The organism is Vibrio sp. DNB22_10_4, assembly GCF_052879755.1.
Genome location: NZ_JBNNXW010000001.1, coordinates 450,930 through 474,401 on the forward strand (window position 1 = coordinate 450,930; position 23,472 = coordinate 474,401).

Consider the following 23,472-nt stretch of genomic DNA (forward strand, 5'->3'; position numbering starts at 1 on the left):
CGTCAAACTGGCATTGAAGTGTCACTTAAACCCGCAACACTGGATGGGCACAATGACTCAATAGGAAGCTCACTATGCCAGCGTCGCTATCAAGGAATGTAAAGACTCGACTATTACCCCTTCTCACGGAAAGTAAGCTTAATAGCGCAACACCCCAACGATTTACCAACTCCGAAACCCTTTATAACCCGACGTTCAAAGATACGATTACCACATTACGCTCCTATCTAAATCTTGATAAAATCCTCAATTTTCAAGCGCCAGCAATTCCTGTCGAAACCATGTGTTCTCAGACCGTCAGTGCTGAGACTCGCGATTGTGTTTATCGATTGGGACACTCCTCGGTATTGATGAAAGTCGATAAGATCACCATCCTGACTGACCCTGTGTTGGGTAATCGAGCTTCTCCGCTAGAGTGGGCTGGCCCTAAGCGTTATCACGACTTACCTATTTCGGTAAATGAATTGCCATTCGTCGATGTGTGTTTGATAAGCCATGACCACTACGACCACCTAGACAAGCAAACCATCAAACAACTTCACAATAATGTAGGCGTGTTCTTGGTGCCGAAATGTGTGGCGAGCCATTTGTTAGAGTGGGGCGTACCGGATAACAAGATTTTTGAGTTTGATTGGTGGCAGTCGATGCAGATAAGTGGTGTTCGATTTGCATTTGCGCCAACGCAGCATTTTTCTGGACGCTCGTTTAAACAGCGCGACAGTTCGTTGTGGGGAAGCTGGGCGATTCAAGGGCAAGAATCCAACATCTATTTCAGTGGTGACTCAGGGTATTTCTCTGGTTTTAAACAGATTGGTGAGCGTTACGGTCCTTTTGACCTGACGCTTATGGAAACCGGAGCCTACGATGAGAACTGGGCTGACATCCATATGTTTCCTGAACAAAGTGTTCAGGCCCACTTGGATGTACAGGGTAGAGTGATGCTGCCAATCCACAATACGACGTTTGACCTTTCTTATCATGTTTGGAATGACCCACTACTTAGAGCAGAGCAAGAAGCCAGACGCTTAGGAGTCGATTTCCTATGTCCAAAGATTGGCCAAAAGGTGTTACTTCGTGAACTAAAAGTAATTGGGCAAGAGCGCTGGTGGGATGAAAATGAAAAGGCTCACACTGTGTGAGCCTTTGGGTAGGTAGGGGGTCTATCCTTATAGGGTAAATAGGTGACGACTAAGCCGATGCCTCGGTTTGATTGCCAGCGGTTTGCTTGCTGCGCATCCCTAGAACAATCGTTAGACCAAACGCGATAGCAAATGAAATGGCCATACCTGCGACGTAGTAGCCGATATTCTCTGGTCGAATCGAGATGATGCCTGGTAGACCGGCCGCGCCTAGTGCTTGTGCTTTCACGTTAAACATAGTGATGAAAGCACTTGAGATTGCCGCACCGATGATAGCTGCGATGAACGGGTAGCGAAGTTTTAGGTTAACACCAAACATTGCCGGCTCTGTGATACCTAGTAAAGCAGTAACGCCAGAAGGCATTGCAATCCCTTTAAGCTTGATATCTTTCGTGGTTAGGCCGACCGCAAGTGCTGCACCGCCTTGTGCAATGTTAGACATTGCTGCAATTGGGAAGATGAACGTTCCGCCTGTAATCGCAATGTCAGTCAGAAGCTGAGTCTCGATAGCAATAAAGCTGTGGTGCATACCGGTAATAACAAACGGTGCGTAGATAAATCCAAATAGTGCGCCACCAACAAAACCTGCTGAGTCGTATAGCCAGTTAAGGCCATCACCAAGTAAGAAGCCAATATCACGAGTGAATGGACCGACAACCGTAAAGGTTAGGAAACCTGTGATAAAGATAGCGAGCATTGGTGTTAGCAGGTTATCCAAAACAGATGGGATAAACTTGCGCAGGCCATTTTCTACTTTAGCAAGAATGAACGCCGATACCAGTACAGGTAACACAGAGCCTTGGTAACCGACTTTTTGGATTTCAAAGCCTAAGATGTTCCAAGTTGGGATCGTACCTGATACTGCTGCGCCACCAAAGCCCCAGCCGTTCAATAGATCAGGGTGAACCATCAACATACCAAGGGCTGCGCCAAGGAAAGGGTTACCGCCAAATTTCTTCGAAGCTGAGAATGCGAGCAGAACAGGTAAGTAAACAAATGGTGCGTTCGCAAAGGTGTTAATCATGCTGGCCAGATCGGCAAGACCAGGATTCGCATCAATCAGCGATTGTCCTTCAATAAACAGGCCTGGTGCGGTCAGCAAGTTGAAGATACCCATCAATAGACCACCGGCAACAATAGCAGGGATGATAGGTACAAAAATGTCTGATAAGCCTTTTACTGCACGTTGCAGCCAGTTTTGCTTTTGGGCACCCGCGGAGGCTACGTCTTTGGTTGACATTTCGGACATGCCAGTCAGTTTAGCGAGTTCAGCGTAAACTTGGTTAACGATCCCAGAGCCGAAAATGATCTGATACTGACCAGCGACTTTGAATTGTCCTTTCACGCCTTCTAGATCGTCGATTGCTTTTTCTTGGATCAGCGATTCATCTTTTACAGCGAGGCGTAAGCGAGTAGCGCAATGTGCCAAGGCAGAGAGGTTGTCCTTTCCCCCAAGCAGCGCGAGTAGTTGTTTGGCTATGACTGGATAGTTCATAACGAGCTCCGGTTACATTTTGTGCGTTATTATCTAATGTTGTTCTCAATAAAGTGTGTTGAATACATTTTTGGGAACGTTTGCAAGATCGAATCATAAGCATGTTCGAATAAGTGTCAAAAGATAAAGTGCCACAATGTGATTGCGATCATCTCTTGTCATATAAGGCTCGATAAGAGTGTGCGCTCTGTAAGAATTTCGGTCGAAATGGGGTAATAAGCAAGTTGTTGATTGGTAGCTAAGCTTATTCAAACCTCGTTTTTCATGGTATTCTTTGCAAACATTCCCATAAATATCGGACATTTACCCCATGGCAAGCTTACATGATGTCGCCAAACTCGCTGGCGTTTCCAAATCTACTGTATCTCGAGTTGTGAATAACGAGTATGGGGTAAAGCAAGCAACGAAGGATAAGGTTCAGAAGGCCATTGATGAACTGGGGTATCAAACAAACCTAGTGGCGAAAGAGCTTAAGTCACAAAAGACCAACCTTATTGGTGTAATTGTGCCAAGGGTTGCGTCAAGCGCCACCTCACAAGGGGTCGACGGGTTAAGTCGTGTGTTTGACAATGCAGGTAAACAGGTATTGCTTGCCAGTACGCAGCAATCTTTTCAAAAAGAAATTGAGTTCATTCGCCTATTTAACCAAAAGCGCGTTGAGGGCATTATTCTGTATGCAACACACTTAGACGAAGAATTGGTTGAGGTGATTTTGCAATCCGCTGCACCTGTGGTGCTGGTGGGGCAGGATGGCTCACTGTTTAACATTCCAAGCATCGTTCATGATGATTTTAGAGTAGGATTTGAAGCTGGGAATCGTTTATTATCAAATGGTTGTAGAAATATTGGCTTTATTGGGGTGGCTAGTTCAGATATTGCGGTAGACAAACTTCGTTATCAAGGCCTTGAGCAGGCGCTGCAATTTAAGCGCAAAGGTGAGCCACTATTTCATAGCCGCGGCGAATTTACGATTGAGTCGGGCTACCTGCAAGCGAAACAGCTATTGGCAGAGCATGCTAATTTGGATGGCTTGTTTTGTGCAACCGATCGAATTGCGATTGGTGCGGTAAAGGCGATTCAAGAACTCGGTTTGACTGCGGGATCGGATATCAAAGTACTAGGAGTAGGTAATGATGAGCTTGGCTCTGTGTCGTCACCAAGTATTTCTACGTTTAACTATCCTTTTGATAAAGCAGGTGAAAGTGCCGCGAAGCTACTGATGGATTTGCTTAGTGGCGAGCCAGCGAGCATGAGTAAGATTGTCCTTACCTTCCAAACTATCGACCGCGAAACCTGCTAGTTTCGCCTCTTCACCAACCGTTCTAATCGCCTCTAAGTTCTGAGATTCGCATTAATACTAGGCGGAGGCGAGACGTGTTTCAGGTCACAAAACGAGTCACTCATCTTGAATGCGCTTGTATCAGTCCTGTTTTATAATTAGTATTGCAAACGTTCCCAAAAAAGAATCCTCAGTATTAAGGTGATAAGCCAACATGTTCTCAGTTAGCGATCTTGTAACAATGCTCGGTGGTCAAGCCAATATCACGCGTGTGTTATACCCCAACAAACAGTTGGTTATTGAAGTTGATGACCTATCACTCATTCATGACTCTTTGCCATCCTATAGCGTAGAGGAGGTGCTAGGTAAGCCGCAACTTACTTTCTCCATGCCTGAACATTTTGATGAGATGCGCTTACTTGAGTTAGGTGCTGTGATTGCGGAGCAACAAAAACGACTCGCTGTTGACGCAAGTCAGCCTGCTGCCTGTGAACATCGTCCTACTTGGCACGTTTCACCTCCTAGAGGATTGTTGAATGACCCGAACGGCTTTATCTATCATCAAGGACAATATCACCTTTTCTACCAGTGGTATCCGCATGGCTGTGTTCACAAAGATAAATACTGGGCGCACCTGACGAGCCGTGACTTAGTCAATTGGGACTGGCAGCCACTGGCACTAACACCGTCTGATTGGTTTGATAGTCATGGGGTATTTTCGGGGCATGCACTGAGCCAGGGTGAACAATTGATGTTGTTCTATACAGGCAACACCCGAATTGGTAACCAACGAGACCGTCATACCACCCAGTGCTTGGCAGTCTCTGATGACGGTATTCATTTTAAAAAATTGGGTCCAGTGATTCCTGATCTACCTGAAGGTGTCACACCACACATTCGCGATCCAAAAATTGTTCGACATGGCGATCATTGGCTGATGTTACTCGGCGCACAAACCACAGATCTAAAAGGTCGATTAGCCGTTTATCGTTCGCAGGATCTCCTTAAATGGGAGTTCGTTGCCTTGTGCGGTGATGAGATGGGGGACTTTGGCTACATGTGGGAGTGCCCAGATTTATTTGATCTTGGCGGTGAGTATTTTGCTGTTGTTGGACCGCAGGGTATTGAATCGGAGAGTGCTCTTCATACCATTCCCCATCACAATGGCTATGCGAAAGCTCAGTTAGATGCAGAAGATAAAATTACCTTGTCGGAATTTGGAAATCTCGACAAAGGTTTTGATTTTTACGCGCCTCAAACCCTATTAACCGCTGATGGCCGACGCATCCTTTCTGGCTGGATGGGACTGCCGGATGAAATCGATCATCCTTCCACAGATAATGGTTGGGTGCATCAATTGACCGCACTACGTGAACTTAGCAACAAAGCTGGACGCTTGATCCAAATGCCAATTGCAGAGATTGAGGGTTTGTATCAAGACAAACAGCGTTTCACCCTTGATAACGAGCGCTATCAGCAACTCAACAACAAAGCGTTTGATATGAGTGTTGAGTTAGATTGGGGGAGTGAGTTGCGACTGCACGCTAAAGATGAGCAGTTTGTTTCGATTCGATTAGATGAAGCAACTCGCACATTGCTGTTAGATAGAACTCATACCTTGATCCGCGAAGGTGACACAAAGCGAGAAGTGACTTTAACGAGTGACAAAGTGTCATTGCGCATTTTATCTGATGAGTCTTCGCTTGAGCTCTTCGTAAATGGTGGTGAGCAAGTGCTGACAAGTCGAGTGTTTACCGATAAAGATGCAACCGCTATTGAGCTTGTTGATGGCTTAGCGAACTTTGAGGTTTTCCCACTCAACGCGGCAAGTGCGCCATTCGTAGTGAGCTAGTTATTGCCACACTCTATTAAAAAGCCCTGAACTGTCGATGATAGTTCAGGGCTTTGTTGTTTATGGTATTACTTCTGCGATATAAGTAGTGCAGTTACTTGGTCGAGCGAATCAAAGATATAGTCAGCACTTTCTACTACGTCTTGGTGCGGAGGCACAATGTCGGGAATCATCGCGGCGTAGCATCCTGCAGCTTTACCAGAACGCATCCCATTGTTTGAATCCTCAAGTACTAAGCAATCTTTAGCCGACAGTCCAAGTTTTTCATGGGCCATAACGTAGCAGTCTGGCTCAGGTTTGCCGTTGGCAACATCTTCCGCTGTGATAACAAGGTCGAACTGGTTTAGGTAGTCGGTATTACCGAAGTTTAATTTGGTTTCGGGTAAGGCAGATGAAGTAACCAGTGCGATAGTCAGTTGTTGAGATTTCGCTTCGGCAAATAGTGTGTGGAATCCCTCTTTAAACGCAATTCCGGCTTTGCGAGCTTCGTGGTAATGCGCATCTCGGATTGTTCTGTATTCAGCGAGGTCAAAGCCCTCCCCAAAATGCTCAGCGAGCATTCTTTCACAGTCTGGGTCTTGAACCCCAATGAATCGCTGATAAAACTCGTCGATTAAATCAAACCCCATCGTTTCGGCGGCATACTGCCAGCTAATTTTGTATAGAGCTTCTGTATCAAAGATAAGCCCATCCATATCGAACAGTAGTGCTTTGAACATTGCCATGCTCCTTTTTATTTCACGTTATTTTATCCGCAATACTTTGTCAGAAGTTCTCTGAAATTGGAATGTCATTTCTGTAATTTTATTACAGAATGAGGGTTTATTGGTTGGATTTTGTTCTTTGTGTAGTCTTGAATTGCTCGTATGAATGGGTGTTGGAGTAGTGATTTGCTATTGGTGTGATCTGTGTCACCAACTATTTATGGGTGTCTTGTGGGTAAATGGTGATGAAGATCACTATTGAGTGATAACTATTACCATTAAAGTGGCTGTGTAATTTATCAACGAGTGAATGATGTGACATGGATCACTGTTAATTTTGTTGCTTTGAGTCGTAGTGGTGATCTAAGTCACAAAAAGTGCCGTTATGCGGACTTTTGGAAATCATGTGTTACTTTTTAATGGACTTTTGAATAAACATTTTTAGTCCTTTGGACATATTTTCTGATAACGAGGTTGATCTTATGCTATCTCCTGAAGCAAAAATCAAAGTACAAAACTTTGGTCGTTTCCTCTCCAACATGGTGATGCCAAACATTGGCGCATTTATCGCTTGGGGTTTGATTACTGCACTATTTATTCCGACTGGTTGGATTCCAAACGAAACGTTGGGTTCAATGGTTGGCCCAATGATCACTTACTTGCTACCACTACTGATTGGTTACACTGGTGGTAAGATGGTCGCTGGCGATCGCGGTGCGGTTGTGGGTGCAATCACTACAATGGGTGTGATTGTTGGTACCGACATCCCTATGTTTATGGGTGCGATGATTGTTGGTCCTCTAGGCGGTCTAGCGATTAAGAAATTCGACCAAGCGGTTGAAGGCAAAGTGAAGAGCGGCTTCGAGATGTTGGTTAACAACTTCTCTGCCGGTATCGTTGGTATGCTTTGTGCCATCCTTGCTTTCCTTGTGATTGGTCCTGCAGTGAAAGTGCTATCAACTGCGCTAGCAGCGGGTGTTGGCATGATGGTTAGCGCAGGTCTTCTGCCTCTAACTTCTATCTTTGTTGAACCTGCGAAAATTCTTTTCCTAAATAACGCAATCAACCACGGTATTTTCTCGCCACTGGGTATCCAACAAGCAGAAGAGATGGGCAAATCTATCTTCTTCTTGATTGAAGCAAACCCAGGTCCTGGTCTAGGTCTTCTACTTGCTTACATGTTCTTCGGTCGTGGCAATGCAAAAGAGTCAGCACCGGGTGCAGCGATTATCCACTTCTTCGGTGGTATCCACGAAATTTACTTCCCATACGTACTGATGAACCCACGTCTAATCATCGCTGTAATCGCGGGTGGTATGACAGGTGTGTTCACTCTAACCATGTTTGATGCAGGTCTAGTATCTCCAGCATCACCAGGTTCAATCTTCGCGATTCTACTGATGACACCTAAGTCTTCTTTCATCGGTGTGATTCTGTCAGTGATTGCCTCTGCAACCGTTACTTTCTTCGTAGCATCTCTACTAATGAAAACGTCTAAACAGGATGACGAAGAAGAATCCCTAGAAAAAGCAGCAAGCCAAATGGCGAACATGAAAGCGGCGTCTAAAGGTCAAGCTGGTGCAGCTCTAGATCTAGCGGCAGTGCGCAAAATCATCGTAGCGTGTGACGCTGGTATGGGTTCAAGCGCAATGGGCGCAAGCATGCTTCGTAAGAAAGTAGAAGCAGCAGGCCTTGGTATTGAAGTGACTAACCTAGCGATCAACAACCTACCTGATGGTGCGGACATTGTTATTACTCATAAAGACTTGACTGACCGTGCCCGTACTCACGCAGCAGATGCACACCACATTTCACTAGGTAACTTCCTAGATGGTGCTCTGTACGATGGTCTAGTTGCAGATTTAGTCAATGCACAACAAGCGGGTGCAGAGCCAAAAAAGCCTGAAGCACCAGCAAACACTAGCTCAAGCAATGAAGAAGGAACGCTTAAGCTATCAAATGAAAATATCTTCTTGGGCATGGAAGTGAAGACCAAAGAAGAAGTTATCAAGTTTGCTGGTGAGCAACTCGTAAAACTTGGTTATGTAGAACCGCAATATGTTGAAGGCATGTTGGCTCGTGAAGAGTTGGTTTCTACTTACCTAGGTGAGTCGATTGCAGTACCTCACGGCACTATTGAAGCAAAACAGTTCGTTAACAAGACAGGTATCGTGTTCTGTCAGTTCCCTGAAGGTGTTCAGTGGGGCGAGGACGAAGATGATGTCGCTAAGATGGTGATTGGTATCGCGGCGCAAGGTGATGAACACATTCAGGTTATCACGGCGATTACGAATTCACTTGATGACGACGAAGCTGTCGAATGTTTGAAGTCTACCACTAATGCAGAAGATGTCCTTCGCATCCTAAGTGGTAAGTAGCAGAAATGGTGATTATCACCTTGGCTTTGAGTCATAGCTCCTAAGTGAAACGAGACCAACAGCCCCCTTGTTGGTCTCATTTTTGATTTTTTCTTTTTCTTTTTTTAATGAGTTATTTAGGAAGACGTCTTATGAAAGCATTACATTTTGGCGCAGGTAATATCGGTCGTGGCTTTATCGGAAAACTACTCGCAGATGCAGGCATTCACGTAACATTTGCTGATGTAAACGAAACCGTAGTTAACGCTCTGATTGAACGTCAATCCTACCCGGTAAAAATTGTTGGTGAAGATGTAGTAGTCGAAGAAGTGACAAACGTTACTGCAGTAAACTCAACCAGCAGCGACATCATTGACCTTATCGCTAACGTAGAGTTGGTAACGACAGCCGTTGGCCCAACGGTACTGAAGATCATCTCTAAGTCTGTCGCACAAGGTATTGAAAAGCGCGCAGCAAATGGCAATACCGCACCACTTAACATCATCGCATGTGAAAACATGGTACGCGGCACTAGCCAGCTAAAAGCGATGATCTTCGAGCACTTATCTGAAGATGTTCAAGCATTTGCAGAGGCGAATATTGGCTTCGTTGATTCTGCAGTAGACCGAATCGTACCGCCAGCAGAAGAGGGTGAAACGGATCCTCTAGCGGTAACCGTTGAAACGTTCAGTGAGTGGATCGTTGATCAAACTCAGTTTGTCGGTGACATTCCTGCGATTAAAGGCATGGAATGCACTGATAACTTAATGGCATTCGTTGAGCGTAAACTGTTCACGCTTAACACAGGGCACCTGATCACAGCTTACCTTGGTGTACTAGCTGGTCACGAAACCATTAAAGACTCTATTGAAGATGCAGCGATTCTAGCGGATGTGACTGCGGCCATGCAGGAAAGTGGTGAAGTATTGATCCGTCGTTACGGTTTTGATGCAGATGCGCATGCGGCTTACATTCAAAAAATTCTGGGTCGTTTTGCAAACCCATATTTACGCGATGAAGTGGATCGTGTTGGTCGTCAGCCAATCCGTAAGTTAAGCCCACAAGATCGCTTGATTAAGCCTCTTAACGGTACGCTAGAATATGGATTGCCAAATAGTTACCTACTAAAAGGTATCGCAGCAGCATTCCTTTACAAAAACGACGATGACCCACAAGCGGTTGAGCTTCAAGCTATGTTTGCGCAGCAAGGATTTGAAAAAACACTGGCTCATTATTCGGAGCTGAATGTTGATTCAGAAATTGTTACACTAGCGCACGAAGCGTATTTAGCGCTCAAATGATTCAAGCTGTTGGTGCCACGCAAGTGGCACCCTTTGTTTTAAGAGATGTTATGCCACTGCACCCGCCCAATGAAACTGAACTATTAGAAGCTCTGTCCGAAGCAAAGGACGCGAGTGAGTGTCTTATGGCCGCATATGATGCTATAGACGACACTCTCGATACCCTTATCAATAGTATTTTTCATAAAGACGACTACGCAGTGAAGTATGTTGTTGATCCCCTTCTTACCAGTGATGGTCCTTTAGGCGACATTCTTGTTCGCGCCAAACTGCTTCTTGGTCTTGGCGTAATTTCTAAAGAAGTGTTCGATGACATCGATATTTTTGTCACCTTGAGAGAGTGGACAAAACACCAAGAAAACAAGGTCAGCTTTACTGAAGTCGATGTTTTGTTCGAGCTCAATAAAATCAGTGCCATTCAAAAGATGATGCCCATTGAGTACGACGACAGTATGACCAAAGGTCTTGATGCAGTGATGCTAGACATGTTTTTAGAGCGTCATTATCAGCGAGTGAAGTCCACGATAATCCTCGCAATCACCGAAATGGTAGAGACCCTCTGTAGGGACAACCCACTTGTCTGATTGATAATCGCCCCAATGCTTAATCCGCTTGGGGCTTTTTTGTATCTCCTTTCTTATCCTTCGCATTGATTTCTATCTATCCTCCCCATTAAGTTTCGAAACGAAACTTTTCTGTTTAAATAAACGCCAGTTAAACCGTGTCTTAGAAATAATACAGTCAAATTCTTGCGGTATATCTTACGTTGTGAAATAATTTTTGCATCGATTAAGTTTTGAAGCGAAAGTTAAAGTGAGAAAACGTAATACTCAAGTTCGACGTCATTCCATTGCCCAGCTTGTACAAGAGCGTGGTGAAGTCAGTGTTGAAGAGTTGTCTGCTCTGTTTGATACGTCTGAGGTGACGATTCGAAAAGATCTTACTTCGCTTGAAAAAAACGGTCAGCTACTGCGTCGCTATGGCGGTGCGGTTTCGCTTCCACAAGAGGCGGTCGACGAAGTGCTCAATGAATCGGTCGCTACCTCAGAAACGAAAGATAACATCGCTGAAGCCGCTGTCGCTTTGATTAACGATCACTACCGCATTGTGATCGACTGTGGTAGCACAACAGGCGCCTTGGTTTCTCGCTTGGGGAATAAGAAAGGTTTGGTTGTGATGACCAACTCACTTTCTCTTGCTAATGCGATTAATGAATTGGAAAACGAACCTACGCTGCTGATGACAGGCGGTACTTGGGATGCGCATTCCGAGTCTTTCCAAGGCAAAGTCGCCGAATCCGTTCTGCGTTCTTACGATTTTGACCAGTTGTTTATCGGTGCAGATGGCGTCGACTTAGCTCGCGGCACAACGACGTTTAATGAGTTAATTGGCCTAAGTAATGTGATGGCCGAAGTCGCTCGCGAAGTCGTCGTCATGATTGAATCCGAGAAAATTGGCCGAAAAATTCCTAATCTAGAATTAGCGTGGGATGTCATTGATGTGCTGGTGACCGATCAAGGCTTAACAAAAGAGCAAAAAGCTCAAATTGAATCCAATGGCGTGAAGGTGATTTGCGCTTAAATAATTTATCCCTCTTCTATTGACTTGCTTGCACTCATAGAGGGAAACAGAAACTTAAAAATTAATGGAGAGTTGATATGTGTGGAATCGTAGGTGCGGTAGCACAACGTGACGTAGCGGAAATTTTGGTAGAGGGTCTACGCCGTCTGGAGTACCGTGGATATGATTCAGCGGGTGTAGCCGTTGTTGATGCGGATTTAGAGCTTAAGCGCGTTCGTCGCCTCGGTAAGGTACAAGAGCTTGCTGATGCAGTCGATTCACAAGATGTAACTGGCGGTACAGGTATTGCACACACTCGCTGGGCGACGCACGGTGAACCTTCTGAAGCGAACGCTCACCCACACGTATCTGGTGATATTGCGGTTGTACACAATGGCATCATCGAAAACCACGAAGAACTGCGTGCCTTGCTTCAAGAGCGCGGTTACGTGTTCCAATCTCAAACCGATACAGAAGTTATCGCTCACTTAGTTGAGTGGGAACGTCGCACAACAGAAACTCTGGTTGAAGCGCTACAAAAAACAGCCGCCCAGCTAGACGGTGCTTACGGTACAGTAGTTGTTGACCGTAAAGACCCAAGCCGTATCGTTGCCGCTCGTTCTGGTAGCCCAATCGTTATCGGTTTTGGTGTTGGTGAAAACTTCCTGGCTTCTGACCAGCTTGCGCTTCTTAGCGTGACTCGTCGCTTCATGTACCTAGAAGAAGGCGATGTAGCTGAGATCACTCGCCGTGAAGTTAAGGTTCTTGATGTTGAAGGTAATCCAGTTGAGCGTGAAATCACCGAATCGAATGCTGAACATGATGCAGGTGATAAAGGCCAATATCGTCACTTCATGCAAAAAGAAATCTACGAGCAGCCGCGTGCACTAATCAACACAATGGAAGGTCGTATCACGGATAAAGCGGTAGTGACGGAAGCGATCGGTGTGAACGCGGTTGATATCCTTAAGAAGGTAGAGCACGTTCAAATCATCGCTTGTGGTACTTCATACAACTCAGGTATGGCAGCTCGCTACTGGTTTGAGTCGATGGCTGGTGTGAGCTGCGACGTAGAAATCGCTTCTGAGTTCCGCTACCGCGACTTCGTTGTACGTCCAAACAGCTTACTTGTGACTCTGTCACAGTCGGGTGAAACAGCAGATACTCTAGCAGCACTTCGTCTTGCGAAAGAGAAAGGCTACATGTCTGCAATGACCATTTGTAACGTAGCGGGCTCTTCTTTAGTTCGTGAATCTGACTTTGCATTCATGACTCGTGCAGGGACAGAAATCGGTGTTGCTTCAACCAAAGCCTTCACCACCCAGCTAGCCGCGATGCTAATGATGGTGGTGTCTATTGCTCGCCTTCAAGATCGCATGACAGAAGAGCGCGAAGCAGAAATCGTGAAATCACTGCACGAACTGCCTGCAAACATCGAGAAAGCGTTGGCGTTCGACAAAGAGATCGAAGCACTAGCAACAGACTTCGCTGATAAGCACCACACACTATTCTTGGGCCGTGGCGAGTACTACCCAATAGCAATGGAAGCGTCTCTAAAACTTAAAGAGATCTCTTACATCCACGCCGAAGCATACGCAGCAGGTGAGCTGAAGCACGGTCCTCTAGCGCTTATCGATGCGGACATGCCAGTCGTTGTTGTAGCACCAACTAACGATCTGCTAGAGAAGCTTAAGTCGAACATTGAAGAAGTACGCGCACGTGGCGGTCTACTGTATGTATTCGCAGACGAGAAAGCAGGTTTCGAAGGCGATGAGAACATGAAGATCATCCAAATGCCTCATGTCGACGACATCATTGCTCCGATCTACTACACAGTGCCGATGCAACTGCTGTCTTACCACGTAGCATTGATCAAAGGTACTGATGTTGACCAACCTCGTAACCTAGCGAAAGCGGTAACGGTTGAGTAATGACTCTTAATGTCGGAAGGCGGACATTAAAGATTAGAACTCGATAATAGAGTTTTAAAGTGTCTTACTAAAGTGGCAGCGTTCTCACCGAGGCGCTGCCATTTTTATATTTAGAAATTCCTGATCAAATTATAGTAAACGCTCATTTAGGCGTAGTGTGGCTTGGCTAGTTACTTAGCCTGATCACAAAAAAGAAAAAGAATATTAAGTAACTTATAAATATTATACAGGCGGGTAAATACTTCATTATCACTCCTCAGGTTTGTCAGTTAATTATGAATAGAGTGCGGAGTATTGAATAGGAATTAGAGAAATTCATTATTGAAAGAGATGTAAACAAATTTGAATTACTGTAATTCATCGTCAGTTTGATTTTTAGAGCGAATAATAGCCGCACTTAACCAATGTTGGTTTGCACGTTCAATCTGGAGTCACGATGAAAAAGAAATTATTGCGCACACTTATCCCTACGTTGTTTTTGGGCTTATCCACTGGCACAGCTCTTGCGTCTATCACTATGAATGAGCGAACAATGCCGACTCCAGTGGGAGTTTCGTCAGAGTTTGCTCAAATTTTAGAGAACAGAACGGTTCCAGCCCCATTGCCAGTGCCGACTAACACAGAAGAGTGGTTAACGCTGCAAACTCAGTTTGATGCGCCAGGAATCGAAGTTACCCGTAAAGCGCTAGAGCGTTCGGGTGTTACTTATGAAACAAAACAAATTGCAGGTGTTGATACATTCTTAGTGACTCCAAAGAATGTCGCACCAGAGTACAAAGATAAATGGTTAGTTCACATTCATGGTGGGGCATTCGTTTTCGGTGGTGGAGAGTCTGCGTTGCGTGAAGCGATATGGGTTGCAAATGGGCTTGGAGCACAGGTAATTTCTATTGATTATCGCCAACCACCTTTACACCCATTCCCCGCTGCAGTAGATGATGCAGTAGCCGTTTGGAAAGAATTGATTAAGACTCAGTCGCCAGAGTCAACGGCGATGTTTGGGACATCGGCTGGCGGTAATTTGACCCTCGCCACCACCCTTAAACTTCAAGAGTTAGGGCTTCCAATACCAGGTGCTTTGTTTGCAGGAACGCCTGCTGTGGATTTGAAAGAAACATCGGATTCTTGGTTAACGCTTCAAGGACTTGATCCTCTTGGTCAGCGAGCTGGGATGATTGATGGAACATTTGAACTTTATGCTGGCGGGGAGCCTTTAGATAACCCAATTATTTCGCCGATCTATGCCGAGATTGATGAGTATCCACCAACGATATTCATCTCGGGTACTCGTGACCTTTTGCTCAGCGACACGGTTCGAATGCATCGCCATCTACGTAGCGCAAATGTAGAAACCGATCTTCATATCTATGATGGGCAATCCCATGGCGATTATATGAATAGCCTTTTATTTGACATGCCAGAGTCAGATGACGCACTTAATGAACTCAGGAAGTTTTTTAATCAGCACATCAATTATTAGGGTCTGTTGATCTTTCGCCGACAATTATTCACAGGGATGTGGCTTCTCATTTTAGGAGGCTGTGATGACCAATATATTCGCTTCTGTTTTCAGATGCATCATTACGTTATTGCATGCAAGCTACCATTATTCTCAGCATCAATCCTTATCTGATCATACATATTCAATAGCTCCGATGATGGAATTATCCGAACAGACTATCAGGAGAAAAGGGTGACTAGAGTTCTATTCAAAACACTACTTGGGTTGTACTTAGCGATATTCAGTGCATTAGTGGTTTCAAGTACAACCCTTGAGCTATCTGGTACCTCTAGTCCTAACCAAACGCTAGCCAGCTTCATGCGAAACTCAAGCATTGTCATTGAGCACTGGCAGCAAGAGTCTCTACATTCAAAAGAAGCCCAATACGCCTATTCCCAAGTTCAACGAACCATGGATCTTTCTATGGTGCCAAATCGCAGTAGAACCGTTGTAGTGATGGAAAAAGTGATTTTGCTAAGAGAGCTACTGGATAGAATAGAGCAAGAGACGCTTCAACGCGCCCCTAATCTTGAACAAGTCGAAGAACAAGGTATTGAACACTGGCGTTTTGGAAATACGGAAATCGTCATTTCACGTCAGATGGAAGGGGAGCGTAGGGATCAGTTTCTGTTTAGTTCTAATACTATTCAAAGCTTAGCTCGTTGGTATCGGACGATGTCAGCGTCGCCCTATTATGTAGAAAAGCGCCCCGATTATTATCAGGAGTTTCTGATTAGCCCTGGACCGCTTTTCTCCAAGCAGCTCATCCAATCTTTACCCCAGTCGTTTAATAGGCTCCATGGCTCTTTGCCCTTATGGCAATGGTTTGCGCTTGCTGGAACACTCATCCTGTGCCGATTGCTAATAAAGGTCAGTTTTCATATAGGGGATCGTTGGAACTTGCGCTGGGAGAGCAGAGGGCTTAAGTGGCGGACGGGCAGATTGTTCTCGCTCGTCGGTGTTGTGAACTTATTATTTATTGCGAGATGGATCATTGACGATGGTGTTTGGATTACAGGGGGTGTTTACCAACTGTTCACCACGGCGTTTTTGCTTGCTCAGTTTTTCTTTGTATCATGGTTGATCATGGCGATTTTTAACTATTTCGCCGACATATACGCGTTTAAAAAGCATAAAGGAAAGCATGTTGATTCATCATTGATCACAGTACTCGCTCGCATTTTTGGCGGCCTTACCATTGTTATTCTTGGCATTTATGTAATTGAGTTTATGGGTTTTTCTATCTCTCCAATTCTTGCTGGTTTAGGTGTTGGTGGCTTGGCCGTAGCGTTAGCGATTCGTCCTATATTGGAAAACGTTATTAATGGTTTAACCCTATATGCGGATGGCGGGGTGAAGCTTGGAGAATTTTGTCGCTATGGGGATAAACTTGGCACTATTGAGAGCATTGGCTTGCGGTCGACTCGTGTTCGGACGCTAGAGCGTTCTTTGATTACTATCCCTAATTCTGAGTTTGCCAATATGGAAATTGATAACTTGGAGCGAAGAGATAAAAGACGCATGGAGCATGTCATTCGACTTCGTTCAGAAACAACACTCGAGCAACTGAGGGTGCTCATTGTCAGTATTCGCCGCTTATTATTACAGCACCCTATGATAGAAGAAGAACCAGTGCGAGTTCGATTGATGGGAGTAGGGGAATACTCTATTAATATCAATATGATGGCTTATATCAGTTGTCGTGATCATGAGGAATTCATGGCGGTGCAAGAAGACATTTTGTTTTCTATGCTAACTCAGGTTGAAAGTGTTGGCGCGAAGATTGCCCATTCTACGCAGTATCAGTTGTTCGATAAGGTATCGGCAGACAATCAAGAACAAAAAAGGAAAGCGGAGCAGGTGGTTGCCCAATGGCATGAAGACCAAGCTTTCCCGTTTCCTGATTTTAGTTACGAGTACAAGTATGAGATTAAAAATACCATTATGTACCCGTCGGCAACGTCTGCCGTGCGCCCGAACTCTAGTTAATGTTGTTTAAGACATTCTTTACCTAAAGTGAACATTGGAGCGTTTTAAGTACGATAGCTGATAGCAAATAGTCAGGACGGATGGACTTGCTCACTAGCGCTCATCAGGTAGAACTACGCTATCAAAGAAACTTTGCATGGTTTGATGCAATAACTGGTGGAGCGGGAAACCCCTTTTAGATTGCAGGTAACCTCCAACAATTCCGATCTGGCGCAGCTCTTTAGGTAACTTAGGAAGTGGGTAACAACTAAGTTCCGGTTCGCTATCGGTCATAATACTGCTACCAAAAGAGATAGCATCAGTGTTTTTAAGTTTACTCAGTAAAACCGTGACACTGTGCGTCGAAAGAGCAATGTTTGCCTTGTATCCTTTTGAAATATATACATCTTCTACTGGTGCTCTCTTGGCGTTTATACCGTCAATCAAGATCCTAGTCAGTGGTAAATGATGGATGTCTTCCCATTGACTACTTTTTTGTAACACTGGGTGATCTTTGCGTGCTATCAAACATAATTTCACGTCCTGAAGTTTATGTAAGTAGATATCTTGTGGGAGAGGAATACCGGTAAGTTGTAATAGATAGTCCACTTGACCATTTAACATATCAGCAAGGTTTTTATCTTGCCAATACACAAGTTTAAAACTTGCCTTAGGTAATGCCTTCTGTAGATTTGCAAAAATACGGTCCCCAAATAATTCGAGCAAAAATATGTTCAAGGCTATAGTGATTTCGCCGGTAAACTGGTCGGGGTCAAAGTTGTGATATGACTCAACGACCTTAATGAGAGGGGAGTACATCTCATCCGCTGCTTCGGCGAGTTTCTCTGCGAGTTCCGAAGGCTCAACACCGTGCGCTTTTCGGAGAAAAAGCTGGTCACCAAAGGTTTCTCTTAACTTTGCCATCCCTCTGCTAACACTTGTTTGAGATATACCAAGTCTGTCAGCGGCAGCATGAGTATTACGAGTTTCGACAACCGCCTTGAGTAACTTGAGCAGATTTAAATCTAGGTCTTGCAGTTCTTTCATGGGTTACCTTTTCGCAATGATAATAGGTGGCATTTTTTAAGAATAAGGGCAATTTCTAATTTTTCAATAGGTTATGGCTGGTATGTACTACGAGTAATTGACAAGGCTCACAAAGATATGGCATGAAATTGTGACTAGTATCGCTTAGCGTTGGATATGTTGATTTTAAGTATGGGTACTTACTAGAAACAAACCGAACATTAGTACTTTGAACCCCTAATTTGAATTTCTCTAATTCATCGAAAACATCGACCATAAAACTTAAAGTAGCTCTATTCAATAATATACAGGCGATGGATTGCTCACTGTTTCATGGATGAATTACACATAGAGTAATACATCCATGAAAAAAGTAGCCACTATCGCAGTAATTTTAACAACGTTATCTTCAACATCGGTTCTAGCAAATAAAAATATCGACTTCTCAAATCCGTATGAATTGTACAATGGCCTTGCTGTTGGGTACGGCAGTAATGACTTTGACGTAAGTGCGCAATTTGCTAGCCAGGTGAATAACCGTTGGAATCTACTAGGTACGTATCATAGTGACGAAAACTTTGACAATCACGATCTAAGACTTAATGTTATCGATGGCACTGGTGTGGGCTATTTTGTTGGTTATAACTATGATTCGAACTTCGACAATAGAGACATCCGAGCGAATACGGGCGAAATTGGTGTGCATGTAAACGTACAACTCAACAATGAGGTTCGTCTAATTCCAGAGTTAGCCTTTGGGTCATTTGAGCATCAATACATGTCGAACAGAACATACTTTACTCAGTTGTCTTTAAGTATGGTTTACAACACAATTAACAACGTTTGGTTTAGCGTTACACCTGATTATACCTACAGCGTCAATGACCTTAAGGAGGACAATGGTCATCGCTCCAGCTTCAGATACTGGGATCTTATCGCGGATGCGGGCTATAAGATTAATAACAACCAGAGTTTGGTTTACACCTACAAATACGACAAAGGGGACCATCTTTCTCTTGTCTCATACCGACTTGGTTTCTAGCCTATCATTAGCAAAGACAAATTTTAGCCCGCTCAATGCGGGCTTACTCATGCCATCCGACTAACGACTATGAATGAAGGGCATTTTTGCTTTCATTCAATAATGGTCACGTCCTCAGCCTAAAAGCACTATAGAAGCGTATTAAGTTCGACAACAATCTCTTGAATACCAAGCGTAAAGAACTGCACACCCATACAGATCAATAGAAAGCCCATGATGCGAGTAAATGCATTGATGCCATTTTGACCTAATGCTTTGAGCAAAGGGTACGCCATGGTTAATGTGAACGTTGCTATCATTGCGACGATGGCAAGTCCTGTCACAACACCTCCATAGACACTCGTCATGCTTGTGTGATTTTCGTACGTAGCAATTTGAGCGGCCAAGCTGATGATAACCGCCATCGAACCAGGACCACAGAGTGAAGGAATGGTCAAAGGTACGAGGGCGATAGAATCTTGCCCTAAGGGTGTAGAAGTACTTTCAACTCGTGGGAACAGCATATTAAACCCTATCGCAACGATAATAATGCCACCGCCTAAGCGCAGACTAGGAATGGAAATACTAAAGAGTTCGAGTACAGAGGCGCCGATAAAGAACGTAATACACAGGGCAATAAACAGATAGAGCCCTGTAGCTTTGGCTTGAGAGACGATGTAACTTTTATCTCGACCTTTACTGAGACCGAGTAGAACGGCAGCAGCAGCGGGTGGATTCATTATCGGTAACAAACCGATAATGGTGAGTGTCATGTAGGTGAGTAGTGTTTCTAAAAGCATAAGAGTTTCCGTGTTGTGGTGAGAGAAAAAGTAAAATCACAGTAAAAAAACATGTGCGAAATAAAGAACACTAAAGAATGAAATGGCATCGGTTAAAGTAGTCAGTACCGGGCTTGATAACATTGCAGGGTCAAAGTTGAGCCGCTTGAGTAACAGAGGCAATGTGCCACCAATCATGACTGCAAGGGTGGAAGATAGTGTGTACGCGATGGCGATGATCACTGGCAATCCAGCGTGTTCTCCGCCAAGTGTTAGAAACGAGAGAAGAGCCAGGACGCCACCAATGAGCATTCCATTGAGCGCGCCAATGGGGAGCTCTTTCGCCACCACATATAACAGATCTTTGGCTGAGATCTGCCCTAAGGATAATTCACGTATAGACACTGCTACGGATTGATTCCCAGCGGCACCGGAAAGGTTGGCGACAAGTGGCAACACCGCTGCTAGGACGGCAATTTGCTCTATGATGGGCTCGTATACAGCAATAATTGAAATTGCAATATAACTTAATGCAACCGAAGGCATTAAAAAAGTGAGTCGGCGTAGGTTGCGTTTGAGTACTGGCATAGTGCGAGATTCATCGCCGCCGAACACACCAGATTGTTCGAGCATTTGCTGCTTCGAACGTTGATATAAAGCTTCGTTAAGGTGTTTAAAGCCAACAATACCAATTTGGAAACCTTGATCATCAACGACGGGTATCACCGGGTGCAACGTTGTATCGAGCGTACTTTTAATCGTATTTAGATCAGTGGTAGGGGCGATGGTTGGCAGTGTGGCATCAATGTACTCCTTTAGTAATACACCACGTGGTAGCAAAAACACATCGCGTATTTTAAGTCCGCCTAAATAATTGCCTTCCGAGTCGTGTAAGTAAACGTAGCGCCACTCTAGTCGATCCAAACCGTGTTCTTCTGTACCTAGTATTGCGCTCAAACTGTCGGCGGTAGCCTCTGCTGGCAGTTTGAGCACTTCGCTCTTGCAAATACCTCCCGCTGAGTTTTGTGGGTACCTCAAGGCGGCACGCTCTTCGTCTTCCCATACTGAAGGTAGGGCAAGTTTGAGTTGTTTTGTTAGTTCGCTGGGCAGTTCATTGAGTAGTAACCGACGATCTGCGGAATGCAGATACTCAAACAACACAATGCTGGTGGTTTCAGGTAACTGGCTGAACAACCACAGAAGCTCAGGATCTGATAAGTGATCCAGTAAGTTAGCAGCAAGGTTTGAGTTTACTTCGCTTAGTAGAGTCCAAGTAGCGATACGCTGCGGGTAAGAGAGATTCCTTAACACAGAAGGCAGATCGGAAGGTTCCGCCCCTAGAATGGCTTTGTTCAGCCGTTTCGCGTTTTTGGGTATAAAGCATCCGATTATTTCTAAGTACAGATTCTCCGCACCTTCTGACGAAAAAGCCAAGGTAATTAATGTCATATTTTAGGCCTTTGACAATGAGTTAAATGTGATTGACGCTTGGTTTAATTAGACGTTTGTAGCGGTCGCTTTTTGGCCGCAAGTCTAATGAAAAGTGCAATGAATGCAGCGATCATCAGAATGAAACTGCCCATTAAAAACCACTTTGTAATGAACTCTTGATATTGAGAGACAAAAGGGTGTCGCATCACCCATTTCCCCAACAGTAATAGACTGAAAACCCATGTAATCGAACTAGTGAAGCTGACAATGAGTGTTCTTATGACGCTGAGCTGGGCTACACCCATGAGCATCGGGGTCAGTACACGAACAAATGGGATAAATCGTGATACGAACAGGGATAGAAATCCGAATCGATTTAATAGCTTTTTGGCTTTGGGTAACGATCCATCTGGAAGTGTTTGTTCAGCTTTTCGCATGAACTGAGTGTTGTGCAACCAACGTCCTTGAAAGTACGCGATAATGCTGCCTGAAAACGAAGCACAGGTGAGAAGTATTAGAGCACTTGAAAAGTCAATTGCCCCCAAACCCACCATGCCCCCAACAAATAACACTAAACCATCACCAGGCAGGGGTAAAAATACAAAACTCGATTCAAGGAAAAGTACAACACCAAGCAAAAGCAATAAGACGTGCAGTGAGTTCAATTCAAGCAAAGCATCAAAGTCTTGCAGCCAAATTGCGGAAATTATCTCTTGCATGGAAACTCCAAGTTAACGTGGGTGCTGGCTATGGAACGCCAGAACCCACAAAGTGTTTTAATCAAACATTAAGATGATGTAGGCAAAGAATAGAATGAGATGGGTCGCTCCATTGAGCGAGTTGGTTCGTCCGCTACTAAAGCTGACACTTGTCATTAATAGCGTTGCACCCAATAACACCATTTCAGCGGGAGCTAGTCCGAGTTGAATGGGTTCATTCATGACTCCGGAAATAAGCAGAACTGCAGGAACGGTGAGTGCTATCGTAGCGAGAACCGAGCCAAAGAAGAGGTTCATCGCACGCTGTAATTGATTAGTCACGGCCGCTTTAATCGCACCAACGGCCTCGGGAGCGAGAATGATCAAGGCTACGATCAATCCACCTAGCGCTGCAGGCGCCCCCATTTCTGTTATGCCATCGTTAATCGGGATGGCCAGACTTTTTGCGAGCAGAATGACGACTCCCAAATAGCTCACCAGCATAATGGTATGGAATATATTGCTATGTAGAGGACCGTGATGTTCATGATGATCTTCATTGTCACCGTCAATGAAGTAATCGGTATGACTGCGTGTTTGAATAAATAGGAATACCGCATATAAGGCGATTGAAGCGAGTACCAATGTCCAAGTTAGGCTGGTCGACATATTACCCAGCGCATCCATTGTGGTGAAATTAGGCAGAACCAAACACAGTAAGGCGAGTGGAATAATGGCGACCAAATAGGCTTTTATTCCATCAAGGTTGTAGGTTTGGGTATGATATTTCATCCCACCGATTAATAAGGTGATACCGACAAAGCCATTAAGGACTGCCATCACAACCGCGAACATGGTGTCGCGCGCTAAGAAGGGGTTAGATTCCCCGGTCAACATAACGGATGAGACCATAATGACTTCGAGCAAAACAACTGACAGCGTCAATATAAGTGTACCGTATGGGTCACCCAGCTTTATCGCCAGAGCATCTGAGTGACGAACAACGGAAAAAATCGCGCTCATTACCGCGTAAAACAGCACCGCGGTAATCGATATATAGGCGAATTGAGAGAGTTCTCCAGTGAGTAAGTTATCACCGACCAGTTTGAAAAACAGAACGGCAACAATACCAAGCGGCAGCTTGTATTCTTGTTTGAGTGCGTTGAGCATGTTGAGCCTTTATTGAGTAACCGAAGGCTCGCTAATATCCTTTAACGAGGTTAAATCGGATGAAGGCTGCAATTTCCTGTGCAGCAAACGGTTCGTTTCAAGTTATGTGCTTAAGCTTTTGCATAAATAACAATAGGTGCTGGGCTACGCGCCTAACTACTTGGCTAACTTAATGTTTGCAGGTGACCCAGACTATGAATTAGAGAAATTCTTTGTTGCTATCACACGACCGAAAGTCGCTTAGCAGTGTTTTACATTCG

General features: G+C 44.6%; 18 protein-coding genes. 11 read left to right on the plus strand and 7 right to left on the minus strand.

The genetic code is table 11. From position 1 onward, the window contains the following. The first annotated feature begins 74 nt into the window (after window positions 1–74). Window positions 75–1,139 (plus strand): MBL fold metallo-hydrolase, encoded by a 1,065-nt coding sequence (locus ACVA6Q_RS01785; protein ID WP_446646284.1) that lies wholly within the window; start codon window positions 75–77, stop codon window positions 1,137–1,139. 49 nt (window positions 1,140–1,188) lie between these two features. On the opposite strand, the gene ACVA6Q_RS01790 is transcribed toward ACVA6Q_RS01785, so the two are convergent. Next, the gene (locus ACVA6Q_RS01790; protein WP_446646285.1) at window positions 1,189–2,634 is read right to left on the minus strand and encodes a sucrose-specific PTS transporter subunit IIBC; all 1,446 of its coding nucleotides are present in this window, start codon (window positions 2,632–2,634) and stop codon (window positions 1,189–1,191) included. A gap of 310 nt (window positions 2,635–2,944) precedes the next feature. Here ACVA6Q_RS01790 and ACVA6Q_RS01795 point away from each other — a divergent pair, with 310 nt between their 5' ends. Both ACVA6Q_RS01795 and ACVA6Q_RS01800 read left to right on the plus strand, forming a co-directional pair. Next, the gene (locus ACVA6Q_RS01795; protein ID WP_446646286.1) at window positions 2,945–3,934 is read left to right on the plus strand and encodes a LacI family DNA-binding transcriptional regulator; all 990 of its coding nucleotides are present in this window, start codon (window positions 2,945–2,947) and stop codon (window positions 3,932–3,934) included. 193 nt (window positions 3,935–4,127) lie between these two features. Further along, window positions 4,128–5,765 carry a glycoside hydrolase family 32 protein gene (locus ACVA6Q_RS01800; RefSeq protein ID WP_446646287.1) on the plus strand — a complete coding sequence of 546 codons (1,638 nt, stop codon included), beginning with the start codon at window positions 4,128–4,130 and terminating at the stop codon, window positions 5,763–5,765. Window positions 5,766–5,833: 68 nt separating this feature from the next. Here the strand turns inward: ACVA6Q_RS01800 and ACVA6Q_RS01805 are convergent, their stop codons facing one another. Next, window positions 5,834–6,484 carry an HAD family hydrolase gene (locus ACVA6Q_RS01805; protein ID WP_446646288.1) on the minus strand — a complete coding sequence of 217 codons (651 nt, stop codon included), beginning with the start codon at window positions 6,482–6,484 and terminating at the stop codon, window positions 5,834–5,836. 467 nt (window positions 6,485–6,951) lie between these two features. On the opposite strand from ACVA6Q_RS01805, the gene ACVA6Q_RS01810 reads away from it, so the two are divergent. The 7 genes from ACVA6Q_RS01810 to ACVA6Q_RS01840 all read left to right on the plus strand — a co-directional run bounded on the left by ACVA6Q_RS01810 (window position 6,952) and on the right by ACVA6Q_RS01840 (window position 17,108). Continuing rightward, window positions 6,952–8,847, plus strand: a complete 1,896-nt coding sequence (locus ACVA6Q_RS01810; protein ID WP_446646289.1) for a PTS mannitol transporter subunit IICBA — start codon at window positions 6,952–6,954, stop codon at window positions 8,845–8,847. A gap of 131 nt (window positions 8,848–8,978) precedes the next feature. Beyond that, window positions 8,979–10,127 (plus strand): mannitol-1-phosphate 5-dehydrogenase, encoded by a 1,149-nt coding sequence (locus ACVA6Q_RS01815; RefSeq protein ID WP_446646290.1) that lies wholly within the window; start codon window positions 8,979–8,981, stop codon window positions 10,125–10,127. A 50-nt stretch (window positions 10,128–10,177) separates the two neighbouring features. Beyond that, window positions 10,178–10,711, plus strand: coding sequence for an MltR family transcriptional regulator (locus ACVA6Q_RS01820; RefSeq protein WP_446646291.1), 534 nt, complete (start codon window positions 10,178–10,180; stop codon window positions 10,709–10,711). A gap of 229 nt (window positions 10,712–10,940) precedes the next feature. Beyond that, complete coding sequence (locus tag ACVA6Q_RS01825; RefSeq protein ID WP_446646292.1) at window positions 10,941–11,708, plus strand: DeoR/GlpR family DNA-binding transcription regulator; 768 nt, start codon at window positions 10,941–10,943, stop codon at window positions 11,706–11,708. A gap of 77 nt (window positions 11,709–11,785) precedes the next feature. After that, a complete protein-coding gene (gene glmS / locus ACVA6Q_RS01830) occupies window positions 11,786–13,618 on the plus strand; it encodes a glutamine--fructose-6-phosphate transaminase (isomerizing) (protein WP_446646293.1) in 1,833 nt (610 codons plus the stop codon). Window positions 13,619–14,054: 436 nt separating this feature from the next. After that, a complete protein-coding gene (locus tag ACVA6Q_RS01835; protein WP_446646294.1) occupies window positions 14,055–15,098 on the plus strand; it encodes an alpha/beta hydrolase in 1,044 nt (347 codons plus the stop codon). A gap of 213 nt (window positions 15,099–15,311) precedes the next feature. Further along, window positions 15,312–17,108: a mechanosensitive ion channel family protein gene (locus ACVA6Q_RS01840; protein WP_446646295.1), complete on the plus strand. Its 1,797-nt coding sequence runs from the start codon at window positions 15,312–15,314 to the stop codon at window positions 17,106–17,108. Between the two features lie 93 nt (window positions 17,109–17,201). On the opposite strand, the gene ACVA6Q_RS01845 is transcribed toward ACVA6Q_RS01840, so the two are convergent. Continuing rightward, on the minus strand, window positions 17,202–18,134 hold the full coding sequence (locus tag ACVA6Q_RS01845; protein WP_446646296.1) for a LysR family transcriptional regulator: 933 nt from the start codon (window positions 18,132–18,134) through the stop codon (window positions 17,202–17,204). A 343-nt stretch (window positions 18,135–18,477) separates the two neighbouring features. On the opposite strand from ACVA6Q_RS01845, the gene ACVA6Q_RS01850 reads away from it, so the two are divergent. Continuing rightward, the gene (locus ACVA6Q_RS01850; RefSeq protein WP_446646297.1) at window positions 18,478–19,155 is read left to right on the plus strand and encodes a hypothetical protein; all 678 of its coding nucleotides are present in this window, start codon (window positions 18,478–18,480) and stop codon (window positions 19,153–19,155) included. A 128-nt stretch (window positions 19,156–19,283) separates the two neighbouring features. Here the strand turns inward: ACVA6Q_RS01850 and ACVA6Q_RS01855 are convergent, their stop codons facing one another. From ACVA6Q_RS01855 to ACVA6Q_RS01870, 4 genes are read right to left on the minus strand one after another with little or no spacing between them, the layout of a single operon-like run. Further along, window positions 19,284–19,934, minus strand: coding sequence for a MarC family NAAT transporter (locus ACVA6Q_RS01855; protein WP_446646298.1), 651 nt, complete (start codon window positions 19,932–19,934; stop codon window positions 19,284–19,286). Window positions 19,935–19,970: 36 nt separating this feature from the next. Then, a complete protein-coding gene (locus ACVA6Q_RS01860; RefSeq protein ID WP_446646299.1) occupies window positions 19,971–21,362 on the minus strand; it encodes a magnesium transporter in 1,392 nt (463 codons plus the stop codon). A gap of 44 nt (window positions 21,363–21,406) precedes the next feature. Continuing rightward, window positions 21,407–22,063 (minus strand): DedA family protein, encoded by a 657-nt coding sequence (locus ACVA6Q_RS01865; RefSeq protein ID WP_112459962.1) that lies wholly within the window; start codon window positions 22,061–22,063, stop codon window positions 21,407–21,409. Between the two features lie 57 nt (window positions 22,064–22,120). Then, window positions 22,121–23,212, minus strand: a complete 1,092-nt coding sequence (locus ACVA6Q_RS01870) for a calcium:proton antiporter (RefSeq protein ID WP_446646300.1) — start codon at window positions 23,210–23,212, stop codon at window positions 22,121–22,123. Between the last annotated feature and the right edge of the window lie 260 nt (window positions 23,213–23,472).